12 protein-coding genes are annotated in these 17,237 nt (G+C 47.4%); 3 read left to right on the top strand and 9 right to left on the bottom strand.

Going from position 1 to position 17,237, the window contains the following annotated elements:
- Positions 1–2: 2 nt before the first annotated feature.
- The 4 genes from AKN87_RS05145 to gloB all read right to left on the bottom strand — a co-directional run bounded on the left by AKN87_RS05145 (position 3) and on the right by gloB (position 6,155).
- Positions 3–1,835: an extracellular solute-binding protein gene (locus tag AKN87_RS05145; RefSeq protein WP_053102688.1), complete on the bottom strand. Its 1,833-nt coding sequence runs from the start codon at positions 1,833–1,835 to the stop codon at positions 3–5.
- Positions 1,832–3,661 (bottom strand): extracellular solute-binding protein, encoded by a 1,830-nt coding sequence (locus tag AKN87_RS05140; protein WP_053103628.1) that lies wholly within the window; start codon positions 3,659–3,661, stop codon positions 1,832–1,834. The genes AKN87_RS05145 and AKN87_RS05140 overlap by 4 nt, the downstream gene beginning before the upstream one ends.
- 56 nt (positions 3,662–3,717) lie before the next feature.
- Positions 3,718–5,283 (bottom strand): LysM peptidoglycan-binding domain-containing protein, encoded by a 1,566-nt coding sequence (locus tag AKN87_RS05135; protein WP_064496115.1) that lies wholly within the window; start codon positions 5,281–5,283, stop codon positions 3,718–3,720.
- Positions 5,284–5,369: 86 nt separating this feature from the next.
- Complete coding sequence (gene gloB, locus AKN87_RS05130; RefSeq protein WP_053100046.1) at positions 5,370–6,155, bottom strand: hydroxyacylglutathione hydrolase; 786 nt, start codon at positions 6,153–6,155, stop codon at positions 5,370–5,372.
- Positions 6,156–6,278: 123 nt separating this feature from the next.
- Here gloB and zapE point away from each other — a divergent pair, with 123 nt between their 5' ends.
- A complete protein-coding gene (gene zapE / locus AKN87_RS05125; protein ID WP_096335115.1) occupies positions 6,279–7,394 on the top strand; it encodes a cell division protein ZapE in 1,116 nt (371 codons plus the stop codon).
- A gap of 10 nt (positions 7,395–7,404) precedes the next feature.
- Here zapE and pabB read toward each other — a convergent pair whose 3' ends face one another.
- From pabB to AKN87_RS05110, 3 genes are all read right to left on the bottom strand, one after another.
- A complete protein-coding gene (gene pabB / locus AKN87_RS05120; protein ID WP_053102686.1) occupies positions 7,405–8,760 on the bottom strand; it encodes an aminodeoxychorismate synthase component I in 1,356 nt (451 codons plus the stop codon).
- Positions 8,761–8,875: 115 nt separating this feature from the next.
- Positions 8,876–9,304: an acyl-CoA thioesterase gene (locus AKN87_RS05115; RefSeq protein ID WP_053102685.1), complete on the bottom strand. Its 429-nt coding sequence runs from the start codon at positions 9,302–9,304 to the stop codon at positions 8,876–8,878.
- An 80-nt stretch (positions 9,305–9,384) separates the two neighbouring features.
- Entirely contained in the window at positions 9,385–10,302 is a 918-nt protein-coding gene (locus tag AKN87_RS05110) for a DMT family transporter (protein ID WP_053102684.1), read from the bottom strand.
- Between the two features lie 116 nt (positions 10,303–10,418).
- Here AKN87_RS05110 and AKN87_RS05105 point away from each other — a divergent pair, with 116 nt between their 5' ends.
- Together AKN87_RS05105 and betT are read left to right on the top strand one after the other, a co-directional pair.
- Complete coding sequence (locus AKN87_RS05105) at positions 10,419–12,347, top strand: ATP-binding cassette domain-containing protein (protein ID WP_053102683.1); 1,929 nt, start codon at positions 10,419–10,421, stop codon at positions 12,345–12,347.
- Between the two features lie 153 nt (positions 12,348–12,500).
- A complete protein-coding gene (gene betT / locus AKN87_RS05100; RefSeq protein ID WP_053102682.1) occupies positions 12,501–14,495 on the top strand; it encodes a choline BCCT transporter BetT in 1,995 nt (664 codons plus the stop codon).
- A gap of 69 nt (positions 14,496–14,564) precedes the next feature.
- Here the strand turns inward: betT and ggt are convergent, their stop codons facing one another.
- Together ggt and AKN87_RS05090 are read right to left on the bottom strand one after the other, a co-directional pair.
- Positions 14,565–16,328: a gamma-glutamyltransferase gene (ggt, locus tag AKN87_RS05095; RefSeq protein WP_053100039.1), complete on the bottom strand. Its 1,764-nt coding sequence runs from the start codon at positions 16,326–16,328 to the stop codon at positions 14,565–14,567.
- Between the two features lie 137 nt (positions 16,329–16,465).
- On the bottom strand, positions 16,466–16,921 hold the full coding sequence (locus tag AKN87_RS05090; protein ID WP_053100038.1) for a universal stress protein: 456 nt from the start codon (positions 16,919–16,921) through the stop codon (positions 16,466–16,468).
- Between the last annotated feature and the right edge of the window lie 316 nt (positions 16,922–17,237).

Raw genomic sequence — 17,237 nt, 5'->3', positions numbered from 1 at the left:
GATTAGTCTCGTGTTAACGGAGCGGTGGAGGAATCAGTAGCTTGATCAGCCGATAACGTTTTGCTCCACCACGTCATTAATCCAAAGTCATACAGTGGCGTTACTTCTGGGTGAGCGAACTTATCCCAGTAGGCGACGCGCCAGGTATTGATGTAATAGTTGGGCACTACGTAATGCCCCCACAACAGAGCACGATCTAAAGCGCGCGTGTGGGTAATTAAATGTTCGCGGCTGTCGGCATTAATTAAACCTTCAACTAATTGATCAATTGCCGGATCGGCTAAGCCAATATAGTTACGACTGCCGGGATTATCTTTGCTGCTCGAGTGCCAAAATTCGCGCTGTTCATTGCCAGGAGAGTTTGATTGCGGCCAGATGCTTGAGGTCATATCAAAGTCTCGGGAGCGGATTCGATTAATGTATTGCGACATATCCGCTCGGCGAATAATCATCTCAATACCGAGTTCTTCTAAGTTGCGTTTAAACGGCAGCAGGACGCGCTCTAAATTGGTTTGGGTGATTAAAAACTCAAACGAGAGCGGTTCACCATCAGCATTTACCATGCGATCATTTTCAACCCGATAGCCAGCATCTTGCAGTAACTTAAACGCTTTACGCTGCTGATCGCGGATAATGCCAGAGCCGTCACTGACTGGGTTTTTGAATACTTGGGTAAAGACTGACTTAGGTAATTGCTCTTTAAGTGGAGTTAAAATTTCTAATTCTGCCGCAGAGGGTAAGCCTTCAGCTGCTAGCTCAGAGTTTTCAAAAAAACTGTTAGTGCGTAAGTACGAGCCATAAAACAACTGTTTATTGGTCCACTCAAAGTCAAACAGGAGACTAATGGCTTCGCGCACTCGAATGTCTTGAAATAGAGGGCGGCGCAAGTTGAAGGTAAAGCCTTGCATGCCAACCGGATTATGGTTAGCAAAACTTTCTTTAATAATTTTTCCGCTACGTAGGGCGGGAGAGTCGTAGCCTGTGGCCCAGTCTTTGGCCGAGTACTCTTGGTTGAGATCAAATTGTCCAGCTTTAAAAGCTTCTAAGGCAACCGACATATCACGGTAGTAATCCACCTGGATCTGATCAAAGTTATATAGGCCACGGCTGACGGGTAAATCTTTAGCCCACCAGTTTTCATCACGCTGGTATTCAATCGAGCGTCCTGGGTCTACTTTACTGATTCGGTAAGGGCCACTGCCAAGCGGTGGCTCTAAACTGGTTTTGCTAAAGTCGCGGGACACCCACCAATGTTTCGGTAAAATTTCTAGCTGGCCTAAAATTAGCGGCAATTCGCGGTTTTTATTGTGCTTAAAATCAAAGCGAATTCGCAGCGGGTCTTCAATGACCACTTCTGCGACATCGGCGTAATAATGGCGATACAGTGGGTGGGCTTTTTCAATTAAAGTGTTAAAGGTAAAAGCCACATCGGCACTGGTAATGGGCGTGCCATCTTGAAAGCGCGCCTTAGGATTGAGAATAAAGCGCACGAACTGATTATTCTCATCTAGCTCTACGCCTTCGGCAATCAGGCCGTAGACGGTAAAGGGCTCATCTGGCGACTGGTACATTAAACTATCGTAAATTAAGCTCACTCGATCCGCAGGATTACCCTTAGCCAAATAAGGATTCAAACTGTCAAAGCCACCAAAACTGGCCAGTTTTAACTGCCCGCCTTTAGGCGCTTTAGGGTTGACGAAATTAAAGTGAGTAAAGTTTGCCGAGTATTTAGGCGGCTCGCCATACAGGGTTAATGCATGCTTAACCTCAGCTACGGCTGATTGGACTAAAGCAAAACTAAGAATTCCAGCTAAGCAGTATTTCAGCAAACTCATGGTTTTATCTCATTGGGCTTGAGCCACCACGCATTTAAGCCTAAGGCGTAGGGCGGTGTAGTAACAAAATCAAAACGATTTTTATAAGCGAGTCGGTGCTCACTGATATACCAGTTAGGAATCGTGTAGTGCTTCCACAGTAACACACGGTCTAAAGCGCGGGTGGCATTTATCTGCTGCTCACGGGTTTTGGCGGCTAATAGACTTTCTAATAAGTAATCAACCGCAGGATCTTGAATGCCGGCATAATTTTTGCTGCCGACTACAGCTGCTTGGCTGGAATGAAAATACAGCCATTGCTCAAGTCCTGGACTTAGGGTTTGGGGCAGGGTGAGTAAGGTTAAATCAAAGTCATAGCGATCTAAGCGCTGTTTAAACTGCGCGCGATCAACCGTGCGTAAACGAGCATCGATGCCAATTAAACGTAAGTTATTAATGTAGGATTGCAAGATACGCTCAAGCCGTGGATTGACTAATAAAATTTCCACGCTTAGGGTTTGGCCTTGGGCATTTTTTAAGCCATTCCCATCGTTATGCCAGCCTGCTTCAGCTAGGAGTTGTAGGGCTTGGCCTATGGTTTGTCGAGGCAGTCCAGTGCCTTCGGTTTGGGCGAGGGCAAAGGGCTGAGTAAAGAGTTCTGCAGGTAGGTGTTGGCGCACAGCATTCAGCAGTACTCGCTCGCCCTCAGTAGGTAAGCCGCTGGCGCTAAATGGACTATTGGGATAAAAGCTGGTGGCGCGTTGATAGGCCTGATTAAACAGAGAGCGATTCAGCCATTCAAAATCAAATAAAAGTGATAAGGCTTGTCGAACCGCTAGCGGCTGGAATATTTGGCGCCGAGTATTAAAGAAAATGGCTTGACTGCGTGCCGGAATTTGGTGAGGGATAGCTTGTTTAATTATTTTGCCTTGGCGTACCGCAGGAAAATTATACCCTTGAGCCCAGTTCTTGGCTTGATGCTCAATAAATAGATCAAACTGCCCAGCCTTAAATGCTTCAAATGCCACATGGCGATCGCGATAGAAGTCGACGGAAACTCGATCAAAGTTATATTTACCGCGATTAACCGCTAATTCAGCGCCCCACCAGTTTTTCACGCGCTCAAAAACTAAACGTTTACCAGGGGAGACCTGGGTAATTTGGTAAGGCCCACTGCCTAAGGGTGGGGTAAAGGTGGTTTGACTAAAATCTCGGTTAGCCCAGTAGTGCTTAGGTAAAACCGGTAACTCACCGACCCGCAAAATCAGTAATGGATTATTGGCCCGCTTAAACACAAAGCGCACTTTGTGTGGGCTAAGCACTTCAACGCGGTCGACTTCTTGTAGTGCTGCTCGGTATTGAGGATGGCCTTGGTGAAGCAGAGTCTGATAAGAAAACAGCACATCTGCTGCGGTAATCGGCTGGCCATCATGGAAGGTGGCGTGCTGGCGTAGAAAAAAAGTTACCCAGCTGCGATCTTGACTGTATTCAAGGCTTTCTGCGACCAAGCCGTAAGCACTGGCTGGCTCATCGCCGGATGGGTCAAACAGTCCGCTGCCGATCATGAGTGGCGCATTAAGTTCGCTTACTCCGTAACTGGCAAAGTCGCCGGTACTAATCGGACTGCTGCCTTTTAAAGTATAAGGATTTAAGGTGTCGAAGGTGCCTAGCGCCATAAGCTGCACTTGGCCCCCTTTAGGCGCCTTGGGATTTACCCAGTCGAAGTGGCTAAAGTCAGCAGGATACTTAAGATCAGCAAATTGCGCATAGCCATGGCTGTGCTCAATGGTGGCGAAACTGGTTGGGCTGAGTAATAACAAGCAGCCAAGCCAGAGACGGCGAAGCAATATAGACATGGCTCCCTCCTAGAACACTGATAAGTTGCGCTCACTGAGCGCAAGGCTTAACGATAAATAGCCAGTTGTTGGCCTGGGCGAATCGCACTTGAGCTTTTCGGGTTCCAAGCCTGTAATTGTTTAAGGCTAACATTATGTCGTCTGGCGATCAGTGACAAGGAGTCACCGCTACGTACACGGTAGTAAGTGGGTTTTTTAGCCACTGCGCTGCGGGTAGCCTGACGTAAAGCAAGGGTTTGGCCAACTTGAATGTTATTGCCAGCGATTCGGTTCCATTGCTTTAGCTGATTAATGCTGACGCCATGCCGGCGGGCGATGCTAGACAGGGTATCGCCGCGGCGGACTTGATAACGAACGTTGGCAGCAGCAGTTGTCGCTCCTGCTTTAGCGCGCAAGTTGGTGCGGCTGAGCTGTTCAGTTTTTTGTGCTAAAGCAAAGTGATGCTGGGAAGGAATGGTTAACTGCTGACCAACGGTGACCTGATCCGAGTTTAGCTTGTTCAGATACTTGAGTGCTTCTTTTGAAACTTTGTGCTGTTGAGCAATGCTGTGTAGAGTTTCGCCGCTGGTGACGCGGTGTTGCTGCCAGCGCATTAAGTCTTGGCTTCGCAGTTTGGCGAGGCGCTCTTGCAAGGTGCTAACTTTGGTGGCAGGGACCCGGATCACTTTAGGGCCATCAACAGTCACGCCCTGCATATGTGCCGCATTCAGTTGGCTCAGTTCAGTACGATCAATATTTGCCAACATTGCTACTCGGTCTAAATCCAAGGCGTGCTCAATTTTAATGGTGGCAAAGTAGGGCTGATTGGCAACAGGAGCTAGCTTAACGTTATAGGCTTGTGGGCTAGATACGATTTGTGCGACAGCGAGAAACTTAGGCACGTAGTATTGAGTTTCTTTAGGCAGTGACAGGTTCCAGTAATCGGTCGGTAACCCCAGCTCGCGATTACGTTTCATCGCTCGGCTAACAGTACCTTCGCCCGCATTATAAGAGGCCAAAGCTAAGAGCCAATCGCCTTCAAACATGTTACTTAGGTATTCCAGATAATCCAGCGCCGCTAAGGTGGAGGCTGTTAGGTCACGTCGCTCGTCATACCATGAGGTTTGTTTGAGGTTGAAATATTTACCGGTGGAGGGGATAAATTGCCACAAGCCTGAAGCATGGGAGTGGGAATAAGCGGTAGGGTCATAAGCACTTTCAATCATTGGCAGCAGAGCAAGCTCTAGCGGCATCTTGCGTTTTTGTAAGTGATCGACAATATAATGCAAATAGGGCGTGCTACGTTGCGCCATGGTTTCAATGGAGTTGGTGCGAGCGGCAAACCATAAACGCTGCTGTTCAATGCGAGGATTGGTTTGGACATCATCTGCAAACTGGTAGCCTTGGCGAATAATTTGCCAAACATCCTGTTCAGCTTGCTTGCGCATTACAGCCTGTTTTTTTGCTCGATTTAATTCAGCAGTGGCAGAAGATTGAGTGGTAACTGGTTGAAAAGCAGCAAACTCATCGCTGGTATTGTGCTTACTGGCACAACCAGAAATTAAACTGGCAATCACTGATGAGAATACAATCAATGAGCGTGAGGGATGCAGTAAAGAGCGAAAAATAGACATAATTAAAATAACGAAAAAAATGAATAGTGGCGCGATTCTATGAGCCACTATTCTGAGGGTCAAGGCACCCGGGAGTAGACAGAGGTTTAAAAGTTATCCTTCCATTGCCTTAGCGCAGCAAAAACTTCGACTGGGTGGGTCGCCGAGTAGCCTTGTTGTACTATTTTTTGCGCAACTTCAGGAATTGTTGCCCGTAAAAATGGATTGGTGGCTTTTTCTAAGGCAATTGAGCTGGGCAGGGTAATTTGTTCTGCAGCGCGTAAGTTTGTAACTTGATGTAAGCGTTGGCTGATTTCAGGATTGTTGGGTTCAACGGCTGCGGCAAACTTCAAGTTACTGAGGGTGTATTCATGGGTACAAAAGACTTGGGTATTATCCGGTAACGCCGCTAGGCGCTTGAGCGAGTTAAACATTTGCTCGGCAGTGCCTTCAAAGATGCGCCCACAGCCAGCAGCAAACAAGGTATCACCACTTAATAACCAAGGTTTAGCCATAGCCGTTGCAGGAGAGTAATAGGCAACGTGACCTAAGGTGTGTCCAGGTACAGCAATGACAGTGACTTCGGCGGCATCTAGTAACTTAAATTGCAGTTTGTCTGTGGCGGCACGCTCGATACCTTGAATAGATTCAGTGGCCGGTCCGGTCACTAAGGCTTGGGTGGCTTGCTTTAGGAGCATCACACCACCGGTGTGATCCGCATGGTGATGGGTAATTAAAATATCGGTTAACGACCATTTTGGGTGGTCGGCTAACCAGTTGAGTACCGGTTGAGCATCACCTGGGTCCACCACGGCGCAAGCACGAGTGACATCATTTTTGATTAGCCAGATATAGTTATCATTAAACGCAGGCAAAGCGGTAAAAGTAAGCATCATCAAATCCTCAGGCTTAAACGCAGATCTTGGCATCATAACCCTTTCATTTAGATAACTAAAACCAGCTTTGATAGAGTTAAGTCTGTATCCAGATTAATTTTATTTTCCCTAAGAGTGCCTATGAGTAACTTGCTCGCCCAGCGTTATCAACAAGCCCAACAAACACTAGATTTTGTTTGCGATAGGGCGCAACAAGCAGCTATTACTCAGTTAGATTTAGCCTTAAGCAAACTGAATGCTCAATTGCCAGTGGCGGGGATTTATTTATATGGTCCTGTGGGGCGTGGCAAGACTTGGTTGATGGATCAGTTTTATCAATTATCAAAGGTGCCCAAGCAACGTCAGCATTTTCATCACTTTATGCGAGATGTACATCGGCGCCTGTTTCAGTTGAGTGGTCAAGCGGAACCTTTGCAACAAATTGCAGTTGATTTAGCTGGAGAAATTAAACTGCTGTGCTTTGATGAGTTTTTCGTCAGTGATATTGCTGATGCAGTGATTTTAGGCAATTTGTTTCAGGCGCTATTTGCCCAAGGCTTGGTGATTATTTGCACCTCCAACCAAGCCCCCGAGCAGCTGTATCACGATGGGTTTAATCGAGAGCGATTTTTGCCGGCGATTGCCGCCATTCAGCAAGCAATGCAGGTAATTGCCTTAGATGGCGGACAAGATCACCGATTACATCAAGCAGCCGCTATTCAGCGCTATTTTTTGAGTAATGAGTTCTCTGAGTTTGAGCAGCGCTTTCAGCAGTTAGCTGCAGGGCAAGCAGTACAGGGCGGTGAGCTAGTAGTGGGGCATCGCCGTTTACAGTGCCGAGGGTTTACTAGCGAGGTAGCGTGTTTTAGCTTTGCTGAGTTGTGTGAGCAACCGCTATCAAGTTTGGAGTTTATTGCCCTCTGCCAGCGCTTTAAGGCACTGTTTGTAGGGCAGGTTCCAACCTTAACCGCTAAGCAGCGACCCAGTAAAATTGCTCGGGGCACCGAAGATGCTGCCCAGCGGGTGGTGGCTGGCGATCGGCAGTTGCCGGCACTCTCGCCGCATGATGACAGTGTGCGCCGCTTTATTGCCTTAGTGGATGAATGTTACGACCAGCAGGTGCCTTTGTATTTGTGTGCCGAGGTGCCGCTAACTGAGCTGTACACTGCTGGCTATTTGACCTTTCCTTTTCGTCGCACCTTAAGTCGGCTACAGGCTATGCAAACCCAGCGCTTTGCTGCCGAGCGGCTTAAATAGGGTGATCCACTTAGCTAAACTGCTGTTCTAAGGTGCGCATGAGTACCGCAACCTTTTCGATTGACTCTTGATATTCTGCTTGCCATTCAGAGTCCAAGACAATACCGCCGCCGCCCCAGCAATGCAGTTGTTGCTGTAGCGCAAGCACGGTACGAATTGCAATGGAGCTATCAAAGTGGCCACGGCAATCGAGGTAGAGCAGCGAGCCACAGTAAATCTGCCGTGGCGTGCTTTCTAGCTGTTGAATAATTTGCATCGCTCGAATTTTTGGCGCTCCGGTAATCGAGCCACCTGGAAAACTGGCGCGGATTAAGTCAAATACGTCTACATCGTCGCGTAGGTGACCGGTAATTTGGCTAACTAGATGGTGCACATTGGGATAGCTTTCTAAGGCAAAGAGTTCGGGCACCTGAATACTTCCGGGGCGGCAGCAGCGACCTAAATCATTACGTAATAAGTCAACGATCATCAGGTTTTCTGCTTGATCTTTAGTGCTAGCTAACAACTCTGCGGCATTGGCCTGATCACTGAGCGCATTGGCGCCACGTGGGCGGGTACCTTTAATGGGGCGTGCTTCAACCTGTTGTTGCTGTACTTGCAAAAAACGCTCGGGTGATAGGCTTAAAATTGCCTGCTCGGAGTTAAGTCGAATAAAACCAGAAAAAGGCGTCGGGCAGGCGGTGCGTAACGCCAAGTATGCCGGCCAAGGATCACCTTGATAGGTCGCGGAAAAACGCTGTGTGAAGTTCACCTGATAGCAGTCACCGGCACGAATATACTCGTGAATTTGAGCTATCTGCTGTTGATAGTCGGTGGCACTAAGCCGTGCTTGAAAGGGTTGCGTCAGTTTGAAAGTGGGTGCTGCAGTAGTATCAGCAAGGGGGCTTTGAAATAACGTGAGCAAGGAGTGCATACGCTCGGCTGGAACACTGGCATGGCCCATCAGGTAGCAACGTTGCTGTTGATGATCGGTGATAAGTGCCCAGTCATAGAGCCCAAGTTGGGCAACAGGGTAGTCTGTACTGTGTTCAGTAGACTCTTGCTGATAGCTGTCGGGTTGAAATTCGTAGTTTAGGTAGCCCAGTAAGCCGCCGGTAAAGGGCAGCTCTTGCTCACTATCACAAGGCGTAAGGCGGGCTAATGCTTGTCGGCAACGTTGTAAGTAGGCGGCACCAGTTTCTGTGGACTGAGGGCTGAGGACTTGCAAAGGCCAGGCGCTGACAATATCAAAGCGGCCACGTTCAGCTTGAGGTTGGCCTGAGTCCAAAAAAATAGCTTGGGGCGCTTGATGAATGCGTGAAAAGTATTCGGCAGTAGAGGGTAAATAAGGTAAAGCAAAGAGTTGAACAGTAGCAGAAGTGGACATAGCGCAACATGCAGCCTAAAAAGAGAAGGATTTTAACTGATGAAGCGAAGCAGCGGCTAGTGGCTAGGTTGTGCCTTGCGGGTAACCGGCAAGGGCACAGCCTAGGCAAACTAACTTAGTTAGCAATACTGGTTAGCTGTGCCAACTGAGCAATTGCGGCATCAGAAATCGCTTTTGGGCGGCGCTCTACGGTATCAATCAGCACCATCACGGTTTTTGCGGTGGCAACACATTTACCGTTTTGAAAGAGTCCTTGGGCGAGAGTCAGTGAGCTGCGACCAGTGTTGACCACACAGGTACCGATGGTCACTTCGCCAGGCCAGGTCATTTCGGCGAGATAGTCCATGGAAAGATGGGCTAAGACAAAGGCTGAATTTTCAGTAACCAGCTGATACTTGGGATCAAACAGCATTTCTACGCGGCCGACTTCTAATAAGGTAACGAATACGGCGTTATTAACATGCCCTTGACTGTCCGTGTCACGAAAGCGGAGTTTTTCTACGCAATGTAGGGGAAAGTCTTCAAGACGAATATCTGTATTCATGAGTGATCTCATTTTAAGTGCAATTTAATAAAAACATTCTGCCCAGCATTATGCGTTATTTCGCCACAAGATGCTGCCATTCAACGATGTTTTCTTACGGTCCAGAGTACTCCGCTAATTAATAAAGCAATGGCAATGATCTCCGTCAAGCTAGGCCAGCGGGCGGCATAGACAAAACCGTAGAGCAGAGCAAACAGTGTTTCAAAAATAATTAACTGGCCGCCTAAGGTAATGGGTAGACGCCGACTGGCGGCATTCCACAATAAATTACCCAGCCAGGAGCTAAATAACGCCAGCCCCAAGCTGATGGCAAAAAAGCTTAGCCAGCGACTTTGTGGCAGTTCTGGCAGGAGCTGACTTGGAAATAATCCTCCAGCGATGAGCAGCAGTAACACACTCAGTAAGCCGGTGGTGATGCCCCACAGGCTCGACCACTCGCTGCTAGTAAACTGGCTCAATTTGAGATAACGAGTATTGTTGACGGCAAAGCGGGTCCAGCTAAAGAGCGCACCAAAGGCGCATAAAATACCAAGTACTGTGTTATGTAAGGGTTGCTGTTGGTTAGCCGCTTGCTGAAAAGCACTGATATTGACCGCCAGCATGCCCAGCATAATTAGCAGCAAGGGCCAAGCTAATTGTCGAAGTGACAAGGCCCCTTGATCTTTGCGTCCGGCTAGGGTGATGGTTACCGGTAGCGTGCCAATAATCAAAGAGGTAGTGGCTACCCCAGCAAGTTGTACCGCTGAGGCCAGTAACAGGTAATACACCAGATTACCGCTGAGCGAGAGCCAGATTAGCTGTTGAATATCCAGTCGGGTGAGACGTTGTATTAACGGGATTAGCTTTGGCAGGATAATTAGCGCGGATAGTATCCCGTAAACAATGTAGCGGCCGGTGCTAAGTAGCAGCGGATTAAAATCAGGTAGCAAGCTGGGCACTACAAACACAAAGCCCCACAGTGCTCCGGCTAGTCCGGCATAAAATATCCCGCGTTGCATGTAATGTCCTTAGTCAAAACGAGAAACCATACTAACGAAAATTTCTTTCTACTGCTGCTACTGCGCTTTAGGCTTGGCTACAGGTACAATGGCTGCCTGTTTTTAGGAGAATCTGTATGGCTTTGCTCAAACTAACCAATATTTCCCTCGCCTATGGTGCTAATCCTTTATTAGAAGGAGTTTCTTGGCAGATCGATAAAGGTGAACGGGTATGTATCATTGGTCGCAATGGGACAGGAAAGTCCAGTATGTTGAGCATTGTGCGGGGTACGCAGCTACCCGATGACGGTGAAGTGTGGCGGGCACCTGGTTTAAAAATTGGTGAATTGCCGCAAGAGTTGCCACGAGCGGATGAGCGAACAATTTTTGAAGTAGTGGCCGAAGGCTTAGAAGGGGTTGGTGAACTACTGACTCGCTACAACCAGCTCAGCCAAAATATCACCACCGATGAAGATTTAAATCAGCTGATGCAGGTACAGCAAGAGTTAGAAGCCAAAGACGGCTGGCGCTTGCAGCAGCTAGTTGATAGTACCTTAAGCCGATTGCAGTTACCTGCTGAAAAAACTTTAAGCGAGTTATCCGGTGGCTGGCGGCGTCGGGTGTTGTTAGCTCAAGCCTTGGTGGCAGAGCCAGATTTATTACTGCTCGATGAGCCGACCAACCATTTAGATATTGGCGCCATTGCTTGGTTAGAAGAAGCATTAAGAAATTTTAATGGGGCGGTGTTATTTATTACCCACGACCGAACCTTTTTACAAAATATGGCCACCCGCATCTTAGAGCTAGATCGTGGTGGCTTGATTGACTGGAATGGCGATTATCAAAGTTTTCTTGAGCATAAAGAACAGCAGTTAGCCGCCGAAGAAGCAGCACATGCTCTGTTTGATAAACGTCTTGCCCAAGAAGAAGTCTGGATCCGCCAAGGCATTAAAGCACGGCGTACCCGTAACGAAGGCCGAGTGCGTGAACTAAAAGCAATGCGTTTAGAGCGCAGCCAGCGTCGTGAGCGTCAAGGCACGGCGAATATGAGCTTAGCGGCTGCAGAGAAATCCGGTAAGCAAGTGCTGGTGGTGGATAAAATTAGTTTTGCCCATCCGGGTGGTCGTGAGTTAGTTAAAGACTTTTCCATGGTGATTCAGCGCGGTGACCGTATTGGCTTATTAGGTGCTAACGGGAGCGGTAAAACCACGTTGCTTAAGTTGTTGCTAGGTAAGTTAACACCGACCCAAGGTACTATCGAAGTGGGTACTAAGTTAGAAGTGGCTTACTTTGATCAGTTGCGGCATCAGTTGGACCCTGAAAAAACAGTTATGGATAACGTTGCTGAAGGCAGCGATACCTTAACCATTAATGGACAAAGCAAGCACGTTTTAAGTTATCTCAGTGATTTCTTATTTAGCCCGCAACGCTCGCGCACGCCGGTAAAAGCCTTATCCGGTGGTGAGCGTGCTCGTTTATTGTTGGCTAAGTTGTTTACGAAGCCAGCCAATTTATTGGTACTGGATGAACCAACCAACGACTTAGATATTGAAACTCTCGAGCTCTTGGAAGAGGTATTGTCTGAGTTTAAAGGCACTGTCTTAATTGTCAGTCACGACCGTTCGTTCTTAGACAACGTTGCAACCAGCACCTTAGTCTTTGATGGGACGGGGCATGTGCGTGAGTTTATTGGCGGCTTTGATGATTGGTTGCGCCAAGGCGGTAGCATTACCCAATTGGGCATGACGGAAAAGCAGATTGAGAAAAACAGTACGGCATCCGTCACTGAGCCTATTGCTCCAGTTACAGCGCCAACGCCAGTGGTTAAACCTGCTACAAAGAAAAAACTAAGCTATAAATTGCAGCGTGAGCTTGATGAAATGCCGCAGCGGATTGATCAGTTAGAGCAGCAGCTAACAAAGCTGCAAGAGCAAACTTCGGATCCGGCATTTTATACCCAAGCACCAGAGGCAACCGAGCCTACTTTAGCGGCACTGACGGAAACCCAGCAGGCACTTGATGCAGCGATTGAACGGTGGGCTGAGCTTGAGGAAATGGAAGGCTAAGTGATTTATCATTGATCGACTAAAAGCGGCTTTGGCCGCTTTTTTATTGCTTAAACCAAGGCAAATCAAAGGCGAAATTGGAACAAATGGGGTGAGCCGCTTATCATAAAAGGGGTTGATAGGAATCATAATTACATAAAAAGGTATACAGGTATGTCAGAAACAACCGTTGTACAGGGGAAAAAAGCGACGGCTAGCCAAGTCAATAAAACGGTTTTCTACTCCTCTGCAATTACATGTATTGCGCTGATTGTATGGACGATTGCTTTTCCTACTTCGAGCCAAAGTATCCTTAGTACCGCGATGCAAGGTATTTCCGACTCGTTTGGTTGGTATTACATGGCGGTGGTAGCGGCTTATTGTATTTTCTCAGTAGCCGTGGCGTTTTCGCGCTTTGGGGATATTAAATTAGGTCGTGATCATGAAACGCCAGACTTCCCATTTTTAACTTGGGCCTCCATGTTATTTGCCGCAGGGGTTGGGATTGGCTTTTTATTCTTTGGTGCCTCTGAGCCCTTAGCGCATTACCTAGCGCCACCTATGGGGGAAGGGGGAACGCCTGAAGCCGCACATTTAGCTATTACCCAAACTTTTTTACATTGGGGCTTACATGGCTGGGGTATCTATGCCTTGATGGGGATGGTGTTGGCTTTTTTTGCCTATCGTTATAACTATCCATTGGCACTACGTTCAGCATTGATACCAGTGTTTGGTAAAAAGCTTACTCGAGGTTGGCTTGGGCATTCAGTTGATACCTTTGGTGTGGTCTGTACCTTATTAGGAATTGCTACGAGTTTAGGGATCGGCGTTTTGCAAGTGAATGCTGGTATGGATTACTTATTTGGGATTCCTACCAGTCAAACCACACAAGCGATCATTATTGTTGCAGTGATTGCCATTGCTGGCATTTCAGCCACTACCGGTGTGGCTAAAGGAGTGCGGCGCTTATCCGAGCTCAATATGCTGGGCGCTTTAATCTTGGTATTAGCCTTACTGTTTATGGGGCCCACTAAGTTTTTACTAAATGCATTAGTGCAAAACATTGGTGATTACTTTCAAACTATTGTGCTTAAAACCTTTGATATGTATGCCTATGAAGGTGAGGCAGTGGCGAAGTGGCGTTCCAGTTGGACCGTGTTTTTTTGGGCATGGTGGGTTGCCTGGGCACCTTTTGTAGGCTTATTTATCGCACGAATTTCCCGTGGTCGACGTTTGCGTGACTTTGTATTTGGGGTGATGTTAATTCCCTTGGGCTTTGTCTTTGTGTGGTTTTCTATTTTTGGTAATACCGCTATTGACTTGGTGAACAATGGGGCAGTGGAGCTTGGCGAGGTCGCCGTAGCTAACCCGCAGATGGGGTTATATAAATTGTTTGAGCACTTCCCGATGCCGATTGTCTGGTCAGGTTTTGCCATGTTGATCGGGATGACTTTTTTTATTACCTCTGCTGACTCAGGTTCGTTGGTATTAGCCAATTTAAGCAGTAAATCGTTAGGTACCGGCGAAGATGCGCCAGTGTGGTTGCGTTTGTTTTGGGCCGCAGCGACTGGCTTGGTGACTTTGGGTTTATTATTTACCGGTGAATTTGGTGCGTTACAGTCAGTATCAGTGATTGCAGGCTTACCGTTTTCGTTGATCTTGTTGGTGTATATGATCGCCATGGCGAAATGTTTGGTGCGTGAAGGCAATCGCATGAAAGCCGGGCGTCTCAATATTATGCCGGCGGCTAATATGCAGGACTGGCGCGGACGTTTAAACCGTATTGTAAACTTCCCCACGCGACGTAAAGTACAAACCTTTATGATGCATAAAGTGCACGAAGCTATGGAAAGTGTGCAAGAAGCATTAAGTACTGAAGGAATTGAGTCGCAAATTAAAATTGAGGAAGATAAAAGCGGTATTACATTTGAGGTAATGCACCAAGAAGAGGTCGATTTTATCTATCAGGTATGGTTGGTTGAGTCACAAAAACCAAGTTTTGTTACTGAAGGTGAAAACGATGAGCCAGAAGCTTATTTCCGTGCTGAAGTGTTTTTACGTGAAGGCAGTTTAGATTACGACCTTGTGGGTTACACCCAAGATCAAATTATTAACGATATTCTGAATCACTATGAGCGGCATATGCAGTTCTTGCATCTTGAGCGCTAACTAGCTGCTTGCTAAGCAAACACCCCGCCAGTTTGTACTGAGCGGGGTGTTTTGTTAATGGCTAGTGGCTTAGTAGCCTAAGGTGCCGCCATCTGGGTTGCGTGGATCGGAATAACCGTAGAAACCATCGTCACGAATCTGAATGGTTTGGGTGCGGCCCATTGAGGCTTTGGTTTGCACATCGTAGCCCCAATTGTTGAGCAGGTTTAGCGTATCTTGGCTTAGGCCTTTTTCAACCCGTAACTCATCAGGCTGCCATTGGTGGTGAATACGTGGTACTGATGCCGCTTCTGCTGGGTTCATACCGTAATCAATACTGTTAATGACGGTTTGTAAAACGGTGGTGATAATTCGCGCCCCACCTGGGCTGCCTGTTACCATCCACGGCTTATTATCCTTGAGGATAAAAGTGGGCATCATGGAAGATAGCGGACGTTTGCCAGCCGCAATCGCGTTAGCATCGCCACCGACTAAACCAAAGGCGTTAGCGACGCCGGGTTTGGCGGAAAAGTCATCCATTTCGTTGTTCAGCAAAATCCCGGTGCCTTCGGCGACAATGCCACTGCCAAAGTTAAGATTTAACGTATAAGTCACGCCCACCATGTTGCCTTGCTGATCCACCACCGAATAATGGGTGGTTTGATCACTTTCAAAGGGTTGCGGTTGGCCAGGTTTGATCTCGGCAGCGGGACGAACTTGATTAGGTTTAATGCTGTTGGCTAATTGCTGGGCGTAGCCTTTGCTGATGAGGCCTTGGACGGGCATTTGCACAAAAGCGGGATCACCTAAAAACTCTGAGCGGTCGGCATAGGCCAATTTAGAGGCTTCGGCAATTAAGCGAATGCTTTCGGCGCTATTAGCCCCTAACTCAGCCAGCGGAAAGTGCGACAGAATATTTAAAATTTGCAGCAAGTGGATGCCACCTGAGCTGGGTGGTGGCATGCTGACCACTTGATAACCACGGTATTCACCAGAAATAGTTTCGCGCTCAATGGCTTTATAGCTGGCTAAGTCTTGCAGCTGAATCATGCCACCATGCTTTTGCATTTCGGCGACAATGGCTTTAGCAATATCGCCTTTGTAGAAAGCAGAGCTACCTTCTTTAGCTATTTTATTAAGTGATTGTGCTAAATCTTTTTGTACTAAGCGCTCGCCCGACTTTAGAGGGGCGTCGCCATTAAAGAAGATTGCTTTAGAGGCGGGCCATTTTTTTAAATTATCTGCTTCGGCTTGTAAAATTTTTGCCAGCGTATCGCTAACCACAAAACCCTCTTCAGCCAGTTTAATTGCAGGCGCTAGCACTTGCTCAAGGTTCATGCTGCCCCATTTATTAAGCGCGAGCTCAAGGCCAGCTACGGTGCCTGGCACTCCAACGGCTTGGTGGCTATACATAGATTTACCTTGTATCACATTTTTTTGTGCATCTAGGTACATGTCACGGTGGGCTTTTTCCGGGGCTACTTCACGAAAATCGAGCGCAGTATTGTTACCAGTTTTGGCATCATGCAACAGCATAAAGCCACCGCCACCAATGTTGCCGGCATTAGGCAGCACTACGGCTAAGGCAAAACCTACCGCAACCGCAGCATCAATGGCATTACCGCCTTGTTGCAAAATGGCTAGGCCAACTTCGGTGGCAAGCATTTGCTCACTAGCAACCATGCCTTGCTTGGCGTAGACCGGATGAAAAATATCCATTTCCACGTCATAACGCATAGCGGCTTGTTGCGCTGCATCAACCGTAATGACAGGAGCTTGTTTGGCCTGTACTGAAGCGCTAAATAACGCTACGAATAGGCTGCTATAAAGGAATGTTTTTGCCGTTTTTTGCATACCGAAGACTCTTTATTCTAGTTAAGCGTGGTATTTAAAACGAATGCTTGAATACTGTCTGTTAGCGATAAGTAATGCTTGACGTAAAAAAGCCAGCAGTTGTGCTGGCTTTAGCGAAAAAGAGAGCGGTGCTTTTACTACTCAGTGTCTTCTGTTTCTTGCTTATTGAGGGCAACCGCGAGTACATCACAGGGTGCCTTGGATAACACATCATTGGTAGTAGAGCCCAATAGCAGGGCTAGACCATGGCGTCCATGACTGCCAACTACAATCAAATCAACCTTTTGTTCCCTGGCCATTTCATGAATTTCATGTTTTGGCTGGCCTACGCGTAAATGGCAGTGGTCGGGGGTGATCCGTGGAAAACCTGCTGTAAAGGCTTCGAGCTTTTCCCGTGCTTGCTCGGTTTGTTGCTCTTGTAGTAGTGATAAGTCCATCGGTACATCGGCGCCAAAGGCTACGGACATGGGTTCAACTACATGTAAAAAAGACAACATGCAATCAAAGCGTTCGGCAATTGCATTGGCACGCTCTAGTACGGGATGGCAGTCTTCAGCAAGGTCAGTTGCAACCAGAATATGTGTGTAGCACATGGTGACTCTCCTTAAGGGATTAACGCAGAGGCGCTTTAACATCTTAAGGCTAGACTACTGGAAAAATAAATGGACTGCACGCATTGCCGCAAGTGGAGTAAAAACTGTTCGGCAAAAGCGAGGTTGGGAGTAAGGAAACTAATTCTTTAGTCTGTAATCACAAAGGTTTATAAGTTTTATTACAGAAAAACTCGGCGCTTTGATTGACAAGCGCGGTTATTTTCTTGAAAGTGTGTACACCAAATCAAACGAGCGTATGAAAACTATTTTGTCGCTCATGCATCGAACTAAAGCAGCAAAGGGCTTTGGACTCGAT

It is taken from the genome of Thiopseudomonas alkaliphila, from assembly GCF_001267175.1.
GTDB classification, from domain to species: domain Bacteria; phylum Pseudomonadota; class Gammaproteobacteria; order Pseudomonadales; family Pseudomonadaceae; genus Oblitimonas; species Oblitimonas alkaliphila.
Note: the sequence above shows the minus strand (reverse complement) of the source record. Positions and strands in the feature narration are given on the sequence as shown.